The organism is Pseudomonas sp. PS01299 (assembly GCF_029960145.1).
GTDB classification, from domain to species: domain Bacteria; phylum Pseudomonadota; class Gammaproteobacteria; order Pseudomonadales; family Pseudomonadaceae; genus Aquipseudomonas; species Aquipseudomonas putida_A.
The window spans coordinates 1-15,331 of the sequence record NZ_JASCPO010000139.1; the positions used below are offsets into that span (position 1 = coordinate 1).

15 protein-coding genes are annotated in these 15,331 nt (G+C 59.4%); 10 read left to right on the forward strand and 5 right to left on the reverse strand.

What is annotated here, in order from left to right:
* Window positions 1-142: 142 nt before the first annotated feature.
* Both QMX91_RS20925 and QMX91_RS20930 read right to left on the reverse strand, forming a co-directional pair.
* The gene (locus QMX91_RS20925; RefSeq protein ID WP_041074003.1) at window positions 143-406 is read right to left on the reverse strand and encodes a DUF4404 family protein; all 264 of its coding nucleotides are present in this window, start codon (window positions 404-406) and stop codon (window positions 143-145) included.
* Between the two features lie 109 nt (window positions 407-515).
* Complete coding sequence (locus QMX91_RS20930; RefSeq protein WP_103368826.1) at window positions 516-1,136, reverse strand: phosphatase; 621 nt, start codon at window positions 1,134-1,136, stop codon at window positions 516-518.
* Between the two features lie 197 nt (window positions 1,137-1,333).
* On the opposite strand from QMX91_RS20930, the gene QMX91_RS20935 reads away from it, so the two are divergent.
* A complete protein-coding gene (locus tag QMX91_RS20935) occupies window positions 1,334-2,023 on the forward strand; it encodes a VacJ family lipoprotein (RefSeq protein WP_098964788.1) in 690 nt (229 codons plus the stop codon).
* A gap of 52 nt (window positions 2,024-2,075) precedes the next feature.
* Here the strand turns inward: QMX91_RS20935 and QMX91_RS20940 are convergent, their stop codons facing one another.
* Complete coding sequence (locus QMX91_RS20940) at window positions 2,076-2,375, reverse strand: PilZ domain-containing protein (RefSeq protein WP_135296237.1); 300 nt, start codon at window positions 2,373-2,375, stop codon at window positions 2,076-2,078.
* Window positions 2,376-2,649: 274 nt separating this feature from the next.
* On the opposite strand from QMX91_RS20940, the gene rssB reads away from it, so the two are divergent.
* Both rssB and rssC read left to right on the forward strand, forming a co-directional pair.
* Window positions 2,650-3,834, forward strand: coding sequence for a two-component system response regulator RssB (gene rssB / locus QMX91_RS20945; RefSeq protein WP_041074010.1), 1,185 nt, complete (start codon window positions 2,650-2,652; stop codon window positions 3,832-3,834).
* Window positions 3,831-4,313 carry an anti-sigma factor antagonist RssC gene (gene rssC / locus QMX91_RS20950; RefSeq protein ID WP_282413284.1) on the forward strand — a complete coding sequence of 161 codons (483 nt, stop codon included), beginning with the start codon at window positions 3,831-3,833 and terminating at the stop codon, window positions 4,311-4,313. Before rssB ends, rssC begins: the two co-directional genes overlap by 4 nt.
* Before the next feature lie 214 nt (window positions 4,314-4,527).
* Here rssC and tal read toward each other — a convergent pair whose 3' ends face one another.
* Window positions 4,528-5,454 (reverse strand): transaldolase, encoded by a 927-nt coding sequence (gene tal, locus QMX91_RS20955; protein ID WP_027611470.1) that lies wholly within the window; start codon window positions 5,452-5,454, stop codon window positions 4,528-4,530.
* A 207-nt stretch (window positions 5,455-5,661) separates the two neighbouring features.
* A complete protein-coding gene (locus tag QMX91_RS20960; protein ID WP_282413285.1) occupies window positions 5,662-6,612 on the reverse strand; it encodes a glycosyl hydrolase family 5 in 951 nt (316 codons plus the stop codon).
* A gap of 291 nt (window positions 6,613-6,903) precedes the next feature.
* Between QMX91_RS20960 and QMX91_RS20965 the strand changes: the two genes are divergently transcribed.
* The 7 genes from QMX91_RS20965 to QMX91_RS20995 are packed head-to-tail and all read left to right on the forward strand — an operon-like array spanning window position 6,904 to window position 15,236.
* Complete coding sequence (locus QMX91_RS20965) at window positions 6,904-7,344, forward strand: low molecular weight protein-tyrosine-phosphatase (RefSeq protein WP_282413286.1); 441 nt, start codon at window positions 6,904-6,906, stop codon at window positions 7,342-7,344.
* 38 nt (window positions 7,345-7,382) lie between these two features.
* Window positions 7,383-9,611: a polysaccharide biosynthesis tyrosine autokinase gene (locus tag QMX91_RS20970; RefSeq protein ID WP_282413287.1), complete on the forward strand. Its 2,229-nt coding sequence runs from the start codon at window positions 7,383-7,385 to the stop codon at window positions 9,609-9,611.
* A 39-nt stretch (window positions 9,612-9,650) separates the two neighbouring features.
* Window positions 9,651-10,733 (forward strand): glycosyltransferase, encoded by a 1,083-nt coding sequence (locus QMX91_RS20975; protein WP_027611474.1) that lies wholly within the window; start codon window positions 9,651-9,653, stop codon window positions 10,731-10,733.
* 15 nt (window positions 10,734-10,748) lie between these two features.
* Window positions 10,749-11,861, forward strand: a complete 1,113-nt coding sequence (locus QMX91_RS20980; protein ID WP_135296234.1) for a polysaccharide pyruvyl transferase family protein — start codon at window positions 10,749-10,751, stop codon at window positions 11,859-11,861.
* A complete protein-coding gene (locus QMX91_RS20985; RefSeq protein WP_139055625.1) occupies window positions 11,858-13,087 on the forward strand; it encodes a polysaccharide biosynthesis C-terminal domain-containing protein in 1,230 nt (409 codons plus the stop codon). The genes QMX91_RS20980 and QMX91_RS20985 overlap by 4 nt, the downstream gene beginning before the upstream one ends.
* Window positions 13,078-14,181, forward strand: a complete 1,104-nt coding sequence (locus QMX91_RS20990; RefSeq protein ID WP_003226536.1) for a hypothetical protein — start codon at window positions 13,078-13,080, stop codon at window positions 14,179-14,181. Before QMX91_RS20985 ends, QMX91_RS20990 begins: the two co-directional genes overlap by 10 nt.
* Window positions 14,182-14,192: 11 nt before the next feature.
* Window positions 14,193-15,236, forward strand: coding sequence for an acyltransferase (locus tag QMX91_RS20995; RefSeq protein WP_247269285.1), 1,044 nt, complete (start codon window positions 14,193-14,195; stop codon window positions 15,234-15,236).
* Window positions 15,237-15,331 lie beyond the last annotated feature (95 nt).

Sequence of the window (15,331 nt, forward strand, 5' to 3'; positions counted from 1 at the left end):
CGGTCTGTCAGTTGATGATGCATTGGCTGACAGACCGCTTTCGCGAGCAAGCCCGCTCCCACATTGGACTGTGTTTCAATTTGTGGAAATGAAAAAGCCCTGCCAGCGCTGGCAGGGCTTTTTGCATTTCAGGGGAGGGAAATCAGATCCCCATGCTACCCAACGCATTGACGATATTGCGCAGGGTGCCGGCAATGGCCGGGTGTTCGAGTTCAAAGCGGTCCACCGCCAGGTTCACGCCATCGGCGATGCTGGCATCCTGAGTGGCGCTCTCCAGTTTGATTTCAGTTTCGATCTGCGCCATCAGCGCATGCAGATCTTCACGTTCGGCTTCGGACAGCGGCGGATTCTGCTCCAGTTGCTCGCGCAGGGTGTCGAGTTGTTTTTGCAGTTCTTGGGCGGGCATGGTGGGGTTCCTTTTATCAAGAGGCACTGGCATTGACCGCAGCCGCGCGCCAAAGGTCTATGGCTGACCTTTAGATTAATCCACTCTGCGGCAACCTGCATGATCCCGGTCAGGGCTTTTCGCCCTTGAGGCGGCGCAGGTTGATGTCGGCCAGGCAGGTGTCGAGCTCGCCCAGATGATCGATCACCGAATGCACGCCCAGCCCGAACAACTGCAGGGTTGCCTTACCGCGTCGTTGGTCGCGTTCGTTCTGGCTCAGCGCTTGCCACTCGCTCGGCGACAGGCCGCACAGTGAGCCGCAGGACGCCAGGCCGATGGTCCACAGCCCGGCGTTGAGGCCCGCTTGCAGCAACCGGGGCTCGCCGCTCACCAGCACGCAGCCATCCAGGCAGCTGACGTTCAAACCCATCAGCGCCTGCCAGCAGGCGTTCGGTGCGGGCCATGGATTGATTGTTGCTGAATATTGCGTCGGTTTGATCCACGCCGGCAGAGAGGCCGCCAAGGGTTGCGCGAGGGCAGGGGGCAGCTCGTCGATCCACGCACAGGGAATCTGCTGGCGCTGCAGGCTGAGCAGGCTGTCGAGAGCGCCGGGTGTGGCGTCGGCGTGCTCGGGCAGTACGCTGGCGTGTTGATGGGCACGGGCGCCGAAATCCACCAGACAGCCACTGAGTCCGAACAGCACGGCGGTCAGGCCGGGCGCGGCGACAGGCAAGACTTCAGCATGGGTCATGGCAACGTCCCTGAAATAGGCATGAGGCTAGGCGACGCCGGTGACAGTTGGATGACAGGTGTGTGAAGGCGCTCCCTGGAAACGTCCTGCATTACTCTTCACGGGTGGACTGCCCAAAACGGCTTTTGCGCTTATACTAGCGCTCTTAACGCCTGGGCCCGGGTGCCCGCGCCAGTAAAAATCCAAGGAGTTTTTCTATGCGCTGGAGCAATCCTCTCGCTCAGCTATGTGTATGTGCCAGCGTCCTGCTGGTTCCGTTCGCCGCCAACGCTGCAACGGAAGAAGACCCTTGGGAAAGCGTCAACCGCCCGATCTTCCAGTTCAACGACTTCGTCGACACCTACGCGCTCAAGCCGCTGGCGCAGGGTTATGAGTTCGTGACGCCGCAGTTCCTCGAAGACGGCATCCACAACATGTTCCGCAACGTCGGTGACGTCACCAACCTGGCGAACAACATTCTGCAGGCCAAGCCGGCAGCAGCCGGTGTCGATACCGCGCGTATCATCTTCAACACCACCTTCGGCCTGCTGGGCTTCTTCGATGTCGGTACCAAAATGGGCCTGAATCGCAGTGACGAAGACTTCGGTCAGACCCTCGGTTACTGGGGCGTCAGCAGCGGCCCTTACGTGATGCTGCCGTTGCTCGGCCCGAGCACCCTGCGTGATGCACCGTCCAAGTACGTCGACAGCTACACCGGTCCGTACCGCTACATCAACGACGTGCCTGTCCGTAACTCGGTGTTCGGCCTGAACATCGTCGACACCCGCGCCAGCCTGCTGTCGAGCGAGAAGCTGATCAGCGGCGACAAATACACCTTCATCCGCAACGCCTACCTGCAGAACCGCGAGTTCAAGGTCAAGGATGGTCACGTCGAAGACGATTTTTAATCTCGACCGATGACAGGAAGGCGGCCCGCGAGGCCGCCTTTTTTGTGTGCGCTTATTTCATCTTCAGAATGCTCAGGCCGAGCTTCTGGCCATCGCCGTCCTGGGCCTTGACCCAGACCACTTCGGTCTCCGCTTCCAGCCCGCTCAGCGCCGCATGCTCGGAATCGATGCGCACGCTCAAACGGTCACCAACCGCGAACTGGCGCGGCGCTTCGACCTGCATGCCACTGCTCGAGAGGTCGATGCACACGCCCGACACCTGGTCCCCTTCATGAATCAACACCACATCGGCATCGACCCGCATGCGGATGAAATCGCGCTTTTCGCTGTAGTCCCGACCGGTTTGACTCATGGCTTCGACCTTCCATTGGGTTACGGTTTGAGCTGTTCTTATAACTCTCGGTGATTTGACAAGTAAAGTCGTCAAGCGACCATCGGCGCATGCTTGAAACGCCCCGCGGATGGGAGTACCGTCTGCGCCTTAGAAGGGCACCTCTGGTGCAATCGCGTTCTGGCTCAGTGCTCGAAAGCGGTGCAGCAGAGAGGCTAGAAAGCGAATCCAGTAGTCTGAGCCGGGCCGATGCCCCGCCTGCTACGCCAACCTAATTCTGGCGCCGTTTGCCCACATGCCAAAAACCAGTGCCACGCTGCTGATAATCGATGATGACGAAGTAGTGCGCGCGAGCCTCGCGGCCTATTTGGAAGACAGTGGTTTCAGCGTCCTGCAGGCCAGCAACGGCCAACAGGGTCTTCAGGTATTCGAGCAAGACAAGCCCGACTTGGTCATCTGCGATCTGCGCATGCCGCAGATGGGTGGTCTCGAACTCATCCGTCAGGTCACCGAGCGCTCACCGCAAACGCCGATGATCGTCGTTTCGGGTGCCGGCGTGATGAACGACGCCGTCGAGGCGCTGCGCCTGGGTGCGGCGGACTACCTGATCAAGCCTCTCGAAGACCTGGCCGTGCTCGAGCATTCGGTGCGCCGCGCGCTGGATCGTGCGCGCCTGCTGCTGGAGAACCAGCGCTACCGCGAGAAGCTGGAGAAGGCCAACCGCGAGCTCGAAGCCAGCCTGAACCTGCTCCAGGAAGACCAGAACGCCGGTCGTCAGGTGCAGATGAACATGCTGCCGGAAAGCCCGTGGCGCATCGACGAGTTCCAGTTTGCCCACCAGATCATCCCGTCGCTGTACCTGTCGGGTGATTTTGTCGACTACTTCCGTGTCGACGAGCGTCGGGTGGCGTTCTACCTGGCCGACGTATCGGGCCATGGCGCCTCGTCAGCGTTCGTCACGGTGCTGCTGAAGTTCATGACCACGCGCCTGCTGTTCGAGTCCAAGCGCAACGGCACGTTGCCGGAATTCAAGCCTTCGGAAGTCCTTGGTCATATCAACCGGGGGCTGATCAGTTGTAAGCTGGGCAAACACGTCACAATGGTCGGTGGAGTCATCGACGAGGAGACCGGTTTGTTGACCTATAGCATCGGCGGCCATCTGCCGTTGCCTGTGTTGTACACGCCTGACAGTGTTCGTTACCTCGAAGGCCGCGGTTTGCCGGTGGGCCTGTTCAATGAGGCCACCTACGAAGATCACGTGCTTGAGCTGCCTCCGACGTTCAGCCTGACGCTGATGTCCGACGGCATTCTGGATCTGTTGCCAGAACCGACGCTCAAGGAAAAAGAAGCCGCTTTGCCCCAACGGGTGAAGTCGGCGGGCGGCAGCCTGGATGGTCTGCGGCAAGTGTTTGGATTGGCCACGCTAGGGGAGATGCCGGATGATATCGCCCTGTTGGTGTTGAGCAGGAACCTTCAATGAGTACCGGTAGAATCCAGTTCGCCGAGCAGGACGGCACCTTCGTCCTGAAGTTCGTCGGTGAAGTTCGCCTGACCCTGTGTTCGGCGTTGGATGCGACTATTGAGAAAATCTTCACCGCGTTGAATTTCAACGCGATCGTGATCGATTTGACCGAAACCCGCAGCATCGACAGCACCACCCTCGGCCTGCTGGCCAAACTGTCGATCCTGTCGCGGCAAAAGGTCGGCCTGCTGCCGACCGTCGTCACCACCCACGAAGACATCACCCGGCTGCTGCAGTCGATGGGCTTCGAGCAGGTGTTCAACATCGTCAACCTCCCGGTGCCGTGCCCCGAGTGCCTGGATGACCTGCCGGATCAGGACCAGTCCGAAGAAGTGGTGCGGATCAAGGTGCTCGAAGCGCACAAGATCCTCATGGGCCTGAACGACTCCAATCGTGAAGCCTTCCATGATCTGGTGAATGCCCTCGAACGGCATTGATGGCCTGAAATGTGGGTAGGGCCTGCTGGCCCTATCGCGAGCAGGCTCACTCCTACAGGGTTTCTCATTCGACGCATAATCTTGAGTAATCCACAGATCCACTGTAGGAGTGAGCCTGCTCGCGATAGCTCTCGCCAAAACACTAATAATCCAGCAGGCACAAAAAAGGGCGAACCCAACCGGGTTCGCCCTTTTTGCATTTCAGCGACTCAGATCACAGCTTGGCCTGCAGCAGCGCCTCAAGCTTCTCCTGGTCACGGGCAAACTGACGGATGCCCTCAGCCAGTTTCTCGGTGGCCATCGCGTCTTCGTTGGACAACCAGCGGAATTGCGCTTCGTTGAGGCTCAGGCGCGCTTCGCCGGCGTGGCCCGGGGCGAGTTTGCGCTCCAGTTTGCCGGTGTCTGCCGCGAGCTTGTCGATCAGGTCCGGGCTGATGGTCAGGCGATCGCAGCCGGCCAGTTGCTCGATCTGGCTCAGGTTGCGGAAGCTGGCACCCATGACCACGGTCTTGTAGTCATTGGCCTTGTAGTAGTTGTAGATGCGGGTCACCGACTGCACGCCCGGATCATCGGCGCCGGTGTAGTCGTTGCCGTTAGCCTTCTTGTACCAGTCGTAGATGCGGCCCACGAACGGCGAGATCAGGAACACCCCGGCGTCAGCGCAAGCGGCAGCCTGAGCGAAGGAGAACAGCAGGGTCAGGTTGGTCTGGATGCCTTCCTTCTCGAGGATCTCCGCAGCGCGAATGCCTTCCCAGGTCGAAGCAATCTTGATCAGCACGCGGTCACGGCCGATGCCGGCCTTGTCGTACAGCTCGATCAGGCGATGCGCACGCTTGAGCACGGCGTCCTGGTCGAACGACAGGCGCGCATCCACTTCGGTAGAAATGCGGCCCGGAATCACTTTGAGGATTTCCTGGCCGACGGCGACGCCGAAACGGTCGCTGGCCAGACCCACGTCGCCCTTGCAGTCGCTGACGCAGGCGTTCAGCAGCTCGGCGTAGGCGGGGATGGCGGCTGCCTTGAGCAGCAGGGAAGGGTTGGTGGTGGCGTCGACCGGCTTGACCCGGGCGATCGCTTCGAAGTCGCCGGTGTCGGCAACTACGGTGGTCATCTGTTTGAGTTGTTCCAGCTTGGAAGTCATGGGTGTGCTCTGTCCTGTGGGTTTGACGACATTACCCGAGCGTTGACAGCCACTCAAGGGCATCAAGGCGCAACGGGTTCCCCGGGGGCAACAACCTGAGAACGGCTGTTTGAACGGTGGGGCGCGGTATCGATGAATACGATGCCAAAATCGGCCGCAGGTTCAAAGCAACTGACGGCCAGCGCCCCTTGAGCACATTGATGGAGGTTATTGCTGGCTCAGCTGGGTTTTGACCGCAGTTTCTGCCGGTTTCGGCTGGCCATCGGACGTCAACAGACCGAAATTCTTCTCGCGGTCATTGCTGCCGGTGTCGCTGTTTTTCCACTCGTAAATCGAGGTCAGGGCAATGTTGCGGGTTTTGATATCGGCCACGAATGCACTGATTTTACTGGCTTGGCCTTCAGTTCCGCCGTTGGAGGGAAGCGCCGAGATGCCCCATTCGCTGATCACCCCCGGCAGATGGAAGTTCTGCTGGATAAACGCCTGGGCGTTGCTGATCTGCGTGCCGCTCATGCCGTAGGGATGGTAGGAGACCGCGTTGAGGCATTTGGGGTATTCGCTGACGATTCGGTTGAGTGCCACGGTGGACGCCGAGCCGGCGGTCGGTGGCCGGGCAAAACCAAAACCGATCACCGGGACTGTCTGGGGTTTGTCTTGCAGGGTCTTGCACGCTGCGCTCATGAACGGCACGAACGTCGTGTCGAAATTGCCGGTCGGCCAGTAAGTGCCGAGGTCCGGCTCATTCCATAGCTCGATCGCCACCAGTTGTGAGCCATAGGTCGCTGCCAGGCTGGTCAGCGCGTTGGCATACGCGACCCCCGCGTTCGCCAGATCATTGGCCTGTAACGGCTTGGTCGCGCGCAGGGTCATCAGCACCGGCAGACCGGCCGCGCGGGCCACGGCGAAGGCATCGCTGATCTGCTTCTGGTAGGCCGCGCTGGGCAGGCTGTCAGTCCATACGCCAAAACGCACGAAACTGAAGCCGGTGGCTTTGACGCGCTCGGCGTCCGCAGCGGAAAAGGTCTGGACTTTGACCTGAACCCCGATGGTTTTATTGGCGGGCAATGCCGGGAACAGTTCATTGGCCTGGCTCTGGCCGGTTGCCGCCAGCAGTAACAGGGTCAGGGCGCTCAGGGGTTTGAGATGGGCTGATTTCATGTCGGTTCTCCGGGTGAGAAGTGACAACGGCGAAAAGATATCTCGAGATAACTGTTTCGAAACTGACAATGGCACTAAGTGCGCCAATGTTATTTTTTGTCAGGAAAACCAGACCTGAAAATCACAGTTATTTTTAGTCCGTTAATTGTGTTTTGGCGGCTTTTGACCCTGTGGTACTTAATACGCTGGTACTAACAGGGCGAATCTATTTCTGAGTGCAGAATGATCTAGTGGGTTCATTAAGATCCGCTCTAGATGTTGGCAGAATGATATTACACAGGAATGTAAACCTTGTTCAAAAAGATCCTCGTCGTGTGCGTTGGCAATATTTGCCGAAGTCCGACAGCAGAACTTCTGCTGCGTAACGCGCTGACCCCCTCAACCATTTCGGTGACGTCCGCAGGTCTCTCTGCGCGGGTCGGCGAAGGCATCGAAGCCTCGGCGCGCCAGGTGCTGGAAGACCGCGGGCACAGCGCCGAGGGTTTCCAGGCCCGGCAATTGACCGCCGATATCGTCAATGAATCAGACCTGATTCTGGTCATGGAAAAACAACATGTGAATCAGGTGCTGAAGATTGCCTCGCACGCCCGAGGCAAAGTATTTCTTCTCGGCAAGTGGCAGAGCGAACGAGAAATACAGGATCCGTATCGTCAAGGTAAGGCCGCTTTTATACATGCCCATGCATTGATTGAAGATGCTGTTAGCTCGTGGGCGCAGCGCCTCGGACATTGATGAATATTCTTCAGATCAGTGAATGGTAAGAAAGACTTATGCAGTTACCGTCAGTAATCGCCAACCGTGATAACGATCAAGACAGTATTGATCTTCTCGGCATATTCGGCAGTTTGATCGACCAGAAATGGTTGATCGGTGCATTCACCGGTGCATTCATGGCCGCTGGTGTTGCCTACGCGGTATTGGCGACGCCGGTGTACCTGGCGAACGCGCTGGTTCAGGTCGAACCGAAAAAGAACGACATGCTCGGCTTTTCCGACCTCAGCAGCATGCTCGGCGGGCAATCGCCGTCGGTGACCGAAATCGGCATCATCAAGTCCCGCGCGGTGATCGGCAAAACTGTCGACGACCTGCGCCTGGACATCGACGTCACCCCCAACACCTTCCCGGTGGTCGGCGGTTTTCTCGCCCGGCGTTATCGCGGCGAAACCGAGTTCAGCGTGGCGCCGCCGCGTTTTGGCTTCAACAGCTACGCCTGGGGCGGCGAGCGTCTGGAGTTTACCCGGCTCAATCTGCCCAAAGAGTTGTTGGGCAAGAAGCTCACCCTGGTGGCTGGCGAACAACAGCACTTTCAGTTGCTCGATGACAACGACAACCTGTTGGTCGAGGGCGTCGCCGGCGAAGCCTTCGCCCAGGACGGCGTCGAGGGTTTGGTCGAGCGCCTGCAAGCCAACCCGGGTACTCGCTTTGAAGTGGTGCGCAATCCACGGATCGTGACCATTCAGGGTTACCAGGATGCGCTGGATATCTCCGAGCAAGGTAAAGAGTCGGGAATTATCCGTCTGGCGCTGGCCAGCGCCGATGCGGCCGAGGCGGTGAAGATCCTCAACAAGATCGCCGCGCTCTACGTCGATCAGAACGTGCGCCGCACCTCGGCGGAAGCGGCGCAAAGCCTGGCGTTCCTGCAAAGTCAGTTGCCGCAGGTCAAGCGTGATCTGGCCAAGGCCAGCGATGCGCTCAACGCGTATCAGACCCACGGCAAGACCGTGAACATTTCCCTGGAAACCCAGTCGGTGCTCGGTCAGTCCGTGGCGCTGGAAACGCGGATTTCCGAGCTGAAAATGCAGCAGGCGGAAATGGATCGCAAGTTCACCAAACAGCATCCGGCATATCGCGCCTTGATGTCGCAGATCGGTGAGTTGACCCAGCAGCAGAAGTCGCTGGAAGGCAAGGTCGGTGATCTGCCGGCCACGCAGCAGGAGCTGCTCAACCTGACCCGGGATGTGGAAGTGGCTTCGCAGATCTACACGCAGTTGCTGAACAAATCCCAGGAATTGGACATCGTCCGCGCCGGGGCGGTGGGCAATGTGCGCCTGATCGATCCGGCGGATGTTGACCTGAGCAGCCCGGTCAAACCGAAAAAAGCCCTGATCGTGCTGATCGCAACGTTCCTCGGCGCCTTTCTCGGCGTAGCCCTGGTGCTGTTGCGCAAATCCCTGAGCAAAGGTCTGGAAGGCCCGGAAGCCATCGAACAGCTCGGGCTGCCGGTGTACGCCTCGATTCCCTACAGCGCCTTGCAGCGCGACGAGGACACGAAAAAGGGCCGGGCCAAAATCACCGCAGAAACACCGGCCTATCTGCTGGCGCTGCGCAACCCGACCGACTTGTCCATCGAGTCGATCCGCAGCCTGCGCACCTGCCTGCATTTCGCCGCGCTGGATTCGACCAACAACCGCATCATGATCTCCGGCCCCAGCCCGCAGGTCGGCAAGACCTTCGTCTCCTCCAACCTCGCCGCGGTCATGGCGCAGAGCGGTCAGCGCGTGTTGCTGATCGACGCCGACATGCGCAAGGGCCACTTGCACAAGACGCTGAATGTACCGATCGCCAATGGCCTGTCGGACCTGCTGGTCAAGCGCTGCAGCATCGAGCAGGCGATCAACACGGTGGAAATCGACAACCTGCACTTCATCAGCCGTGGTCAGGTTCCACCGAATCCTTCCGAGTTGTTGATGCACGCCAACTTCCGCGATTTGCTCGCCGAGCTGAGTCAGCGCTACGACGTGGTGATCATCGATACGCCGCCACTGCTCGCGGTTACCGACGCGGCGATTGTCGGGCGTGAAGCCGGGATCAGCCTGATCGTCACGCGGTTTGCGGTAAACCCGGCCAAGGAAATTGAAGCGACCATTCGCCGCTTCGCGCAGAACGGCATCGAGCTCAAGGGCGCGGTGTTCAACGGCGTCGAGAAGCGCGCTGCCAGCTACTACGGCAATGGCAGCTATGGCTATTACAACTACGAATACGCGTCGGACAAATCCTGAAATCAGGGGCGTTCCAACAGGCATGAAAGTGGGTGGGTTGTGAAGAAAATACTGCACGTGGCTGAAACGATAAAAGGTGGGGTCGCCACCGTTATCCGCACCATCTCGGCGTCGCCCGAAGGCCAGGATTCGAATTACGAGCTGGTCTATCTGGTGCCGCTCGACCAGAAACAAGAGCTGCACGGCATTGATGCACAGCAGATTCGCACGTTCGAACGCAGCGGGCGTGATGTGCGTTCGCTGCTGCGTTTTGCCTGGCAACTGACCCGGGTGATGCTCAAGGAAAAACCCGATGTGGTGCATTTGCACAGCACCTTTTCCGGGGTGATCGGCCGCGTGGTCTGTGTGCTTCTGCGACCGTGGCGCAAGCCGAAAATCGTCTACTGCCCGCACGCCTTTTCGTTCCTGATGGAAAGCTCGCCGACCAAGCAGAAGATCTACGCATGGATCGAGCGGGTCCTGCAGAGAGTCACCGACGTGATTATCTGCGTCAGCCGCTACGAGATGGACAAGGCTGCGCGGTTCGGCATTCAGCGCTCGCGCATGAAGCTGATCTACAACGGCATCCACCAGCGCGACGAGGCGCCGAAGGCCGAGAGCCCCGCGCCGATTCATCTGCTGTTCGTCGGTCGTCTCGATTACCAGAAAGGTTTCGACGTGCTGCTCAAGGCCTTCGCCAAGGTGCAGCGAAGTGATCTGAAACTGACGGTGGTCGGCAGTGCGGTCAACGAGGACACGGTCGAGTGCCCCGAGATGGACGCGGTCGAGTACCTGCCGTGGGTCACGCCGGCCGAAGTGCAGGCGCTGTATCAACAGGCCGACGCGCTGATCGTTCCGAGCCGCTGGGAAGGTTTTGCCATGGTGCCGCTGGAAGGCATGGCCATGGGCTTGCCGGTGATCGCCAGCAACTGCACGTCACTGCCCGAACTGGTCACCCATGAAGTGTCCGGCTACGTCTTTCCCACCGGTGATCATCAGGCGCTGGCCGACGTGCTGGCGCGAATCCAGAAGCCGCGGTTGCTCGACCTCGGCAGCGAAGGCCGGAACATCGTGCGCGAGCGCTTCAGTGCCGCGCTGATGATCCGCCAGACCTACGACGTGTATTGCGCTCCCACTTATTAAGTAGAACTCAAGCTTATGAACGTAACGATTTTGCATGGCTACAGTGCCTCCAACTCCGGTGACGGCCTGCTCGTCGATCTGGCCATCGCGTTGGTGCAGCGCAACTTTGGCGAAGACACCGCGATCAATGTCGTGGCCTCCGACCCGCAGTCTTTCGCCTACCTGCCGCACCCGCGTTTCGATGCGCCGGTGATGGCGGCCAAGGGCCTGGGGCGGGTCAAGCAGGCGGTGTTTCTCAATCAGTCGTATGCCGGGCTGGCGGATCTGCTGCGCAAGACCGATCTGATCGTCGGCGTCGGTGGCGGCTACATGCGCTCCAAAAGCGCCTTCGAACACATCAAGCTGAAACTCGGCCACGCCAAGCAACTGGAAACGGCGATCCTCAGCAAAGTGCCGTCGGTGTACCTGCCGCAAAGCATCGGTCCGTTCCATGGCGAGAGCCGCCAGATCGTCGATCACTACGCCAGCGCTGACGCGGTGTTCGTGCGCGATAACCGCTCCTCGGCAATGTTCGATGCCTGTGAAAACGTCTACCGCGCGCCGGATCTGGCGGTGCAGTCGTTGGCCAGCAAGATTCTTCAGCAGCCGAAGTTCACCCGCTGTGCCGCGTCGCCGGCCACTGTGTGCGTGGTGCTGCGCAAGCCGCCGGAGTGGAGCAAGGACAAGAAGGTCGCCTACGTCGCCAACCTGAAGTTGCTGCTGCAGCGCCTGAAGAACAAAAGCAAAGTGGTCTGCGCGGTGCAGAGCGCCGTTCGCGGCAACGATGACGGTGCGTTCTATCGCGAACTGGGCATCACCGAGGACCTGCTGTCGTTGAAGGCGACGATTGCCAAATATCAGCCGGACCTGGTGATCTCGGTGCGTCTGCACGGCGCCATCGAGTCGCTGCTGTCCGGTGTCCCGGCGTACCACATCAGCTATGAGCGCAAAGGCTTTGGCGCCTATCAGGACATGGGCGTGGAAGACTGGGTGATCAACGGTGGCGACATCAATGTCGACCAGATCATCGACACCGTGTATGCGCCGAATGCCCTGTCGAACTTCGGCAAGCGCCTGACCGACACTTGCCGCGAAATCGAAGCCAAGACGGTGATGATGGACGAGATCATCAAAGGCGTCGTTCGATGATATTTCGCTTGCTGCTGCGCGGCGGAGCCTTGGGCGCGAAGTTTCTGCTGGTGTTGGCCATCACCCATTACCTGGGCTACGAAGCGCTGGGGTTTTATGGCGTGGTGGTCGCGGCGTCGCTGATCGCTTCGAAGTTCTACAGCGTTGGTTTCAGTTCCGAGATCAATCGGTTGATCAGCGTTGGCGGCAGCTCGCGGCGGGTGGTCGACAAAGTCCTGTTGCTGTACCTGGCGGTGGGGCTGCTGCTGTCGCTGGTCACGGTGGGGATTTACTCGCTGTTTCAGCAGGTCGAGGCGAGCACCGCGCTGATCCTCTGCGTGACGCTGGTGCTGCTCACCGAACACCTGTCGTTCGAGATCAACTCGTTCGTGTTTTCTGCGCAGAAAGCCACCGCGGGCGCGCTGCTGTTCTTCATCAAGACCGGTCTCTGGGCGTTGCTGGCGGTGGGCGGGATGATGCTCGACTGGGTCTCCGGCATTGCCAGTGTGCTGTGGCTGTGGGTGGCCGCCAACGTGTTGGTGATCGTCGCTGGTTACCTGATCGTGGTGAACGTGCACAAGGGCCGGGTCAGCGAAGCACTGACAACCGCGACCGTGTGGAAAGCCGGGTTGCCGTTTTATTTCGGCACGGGGTTGATCGCCTTGAGTCAGTCCGTCGAGCGCTTCCTGATTGCCGATCTCGAGCCCTACGCCAGCTTGGGTAAATATGTGTACGCGTGGTCTGCGGCGAACACTTTGCAGGCGCTGTCCTACGCGGTGGTGGCGGTGGTGGGGATTCCGGTGCTGGCCAAGCGGTTTCAGGCGGATCAGCAGGCGTTCACGGTCACCCATTTGTTCGTCAACAAATGGGTGATGCGCTCGCTGCTGGTGTCGGCGGCGGTGGCGGTGCTGATCTATCTGTTCTTCAACGTGGTGCTCGATTACGTCGCCAGCAGCGTGCCGCGTCCGGATAACGCGATCCTCGGTGTACTGATTTTTTCCTTTGCCCTGCGGGCCATCGGCGACATCGTCTGGGGCGGTCTGATCGCTTCGAAAAACAGTCGAGTGTCATTCGCCAGCGCGGCGATTTGCTTGCTGGTGTCGGTGCCGGTCAGCTACCTGCTGATCAAGCACTATTCGATTTATGGCGCGGCGTGGGGCAATGTCTTCGCGATCATCGTGCAGCTTGGCGTGATTGCCGTGTTGACCCGGGCGACCCGCGTAAAAGGGGCGCTGGCATGGGGTTGAAGTTGCCGTGCATCGAGTTTCGCGGCCGCAAACTCGATTCCTCGCTGTCGTTCCTGATTCTGTTCACCGGGTTGTTTCTGTCGGTGGCGATGCCGCTGTTGATCCCGCGTGCTCCGGGGCCGGATGCGATGACGTTGTGGTCGTCCTATGCGCGGGCCGACAACTGCAATTTCTGGAACCCGTTCTCGCCGGATCGCTCTTCCTACGAGTGTTCGGCGTTCCTGCTGCGGCCCACCGGGATCAACCTGACCAACGCCTGGGCCTACGGGATGTTCTGCAACTTCTTCCTCACGGCGATTCCGGTAGTGGTGTTTCGGCGCATGCCGCTGGCGATCTTCGGCACCCTGTGTTTGTGGGGGATTGTGCGTTCGTTCTTCCTGGAAAACCTGACCAAGGAAATCATCGTTTCGGTGGCGGTGCTGAGCATCTTGTTCAGCTCGCTGACGCGCAAATACCGCGGCGGTTTTTTTCTGTCGGCGGTGATCTACGGCGTGCTGATCCGGCCTTACTGGATTCTGTTTTCGTTGTCGTGGGTCGGCGTCTGCGTGATGAAGAAGTATGTGTCGCGCTTCACCTTCTTCCTGATGCTGTTCCTGTTTTACCTGGCGGTGGCCATGGCGATCCAGCTGGCGCTGGGGTTTCCGGTGTCATCGATTCGCGCCAGCAACAACGAGTTGCGCACGGCCGGGGAAGAGGGTTCGAAATCGCTGATCGTCTCTTGGCTCAGCGGCAGTGACTTCGTCTCGCAGGCGCTGGACTCGATGATCATTTTCTTCCGGCTGTCATTCCCGGTGGAGCTGATTCTGTTGTCCGGGCCGGGCCAGGTGATCTTTGTGGCGCTGATGATCATGACCGCGCTGCTGCTGTTCAAAGTCATCACTTCCACCGACTACAAAGGCGCACCGATCGAGACCAAACCCAAGGAACTGATCGCGATTCCGCTGGCGTTTCTGTTGGTGCAAGGCTTGTTCGAGCCGGATTTCGGTTCCTTCGCCCGGCACTTTTCCATGGTGGTGCCGGTGTTGTTTGTTGGCCTCGGCCTGATGTTGCGCGCGAACAAGCCGGTGCGGGTTGAATCACGAGTTCTGAATTGAGGCAGGTGTTTATGTCGAGCAAGAAAAAATCGCTGGAGATCGAAACCCTGCGGGGTCTGGCGTGCCTGCTGCTGGTGCTCTATCACGTTATTGGCCCGTTGGGCGGAGGGTTGAAAATCGATCTCGGCTCGCCGTTCCGGGTGATCGCCGACTCGATGGTGTACGTGCGCATGCCGCTGTTCACTTTCATTTCCGGCTACATCTATTCGATCTACAAAATTCGCGGCAATGACTTTTCCGCGTTCTTCAGCGGCAAGGTACGACGGCTGATCGTGCCGCTGTTTTGCGTCGGTGTGCCGTTCTCGGTGTTGCAGGCGGTGGGGCCGGGGGTGAACAAGGATGTCGGCGTGATCGATGCCTTGTTGTCGTTCTGGGTACCGGTCAATCACTTCTGGTTCCTGCAGGCGGTGTTCATCATTTTCATGTTCGTCGGGCTGCTGGAATGGCGCGGGATGCTGCGCTCGATGACGCGCTTGTATCTGCTGTTCGCCTTCGCTGCGGCGGTGTTTCTGTTGCCGCCGTTCAAGCTCGATGCGTTCGGCATCAATGGCGCGATTTACCTGCTGCCGTTCTTTGTGGCGGGGATGATCGGCCAGGAAAATGTCGAGGCGTTGAAGCAGCGGTTCAAGGTGGTCGGGCCGCTGGTGTTTGTGTTGATTTCGTTGACGCTGCTGTACGTGGCGGCGATTGACCGTGAGTTGATCGTCGACCGCCGCAGCCTGATCGGTCTGACCGTGGGGTGTGTGTCCTGCATTGCTTTGCTGTCGAGTGACATGCGCTCGAAGTGGCTGACCTGGCTGGGCGGCTACTCTTACGCGATCTTTCTGTTCCATGTGCTGTTCGCGGCGACTTCGCGGTTTGTCATGGGGCGGCTGGGTGTGAAAGACGAAAGCATTCTGGTGCTCAGCGGACTGCTGTTTGGTCTGTTGGGGCCGGTGGTGCTGTCGATGATTTTCAGCCGCTTCAATGTCACTTCGGTGCTGTTTCTCGGGGAGCGTGCGGCGAAGAAGAAGCCAGCGGTTGGCGTTACTCCGGTGGTGCCGGCCAATAGCTGAAAAGCTTCGCGAGCAAGCCCGCTCCCACAGGGATTGTGTGAGTTGCCGAGATCCAATGTGGGAGCGGGCTTGCTCGCGAAGGGGCCATTCCAGAC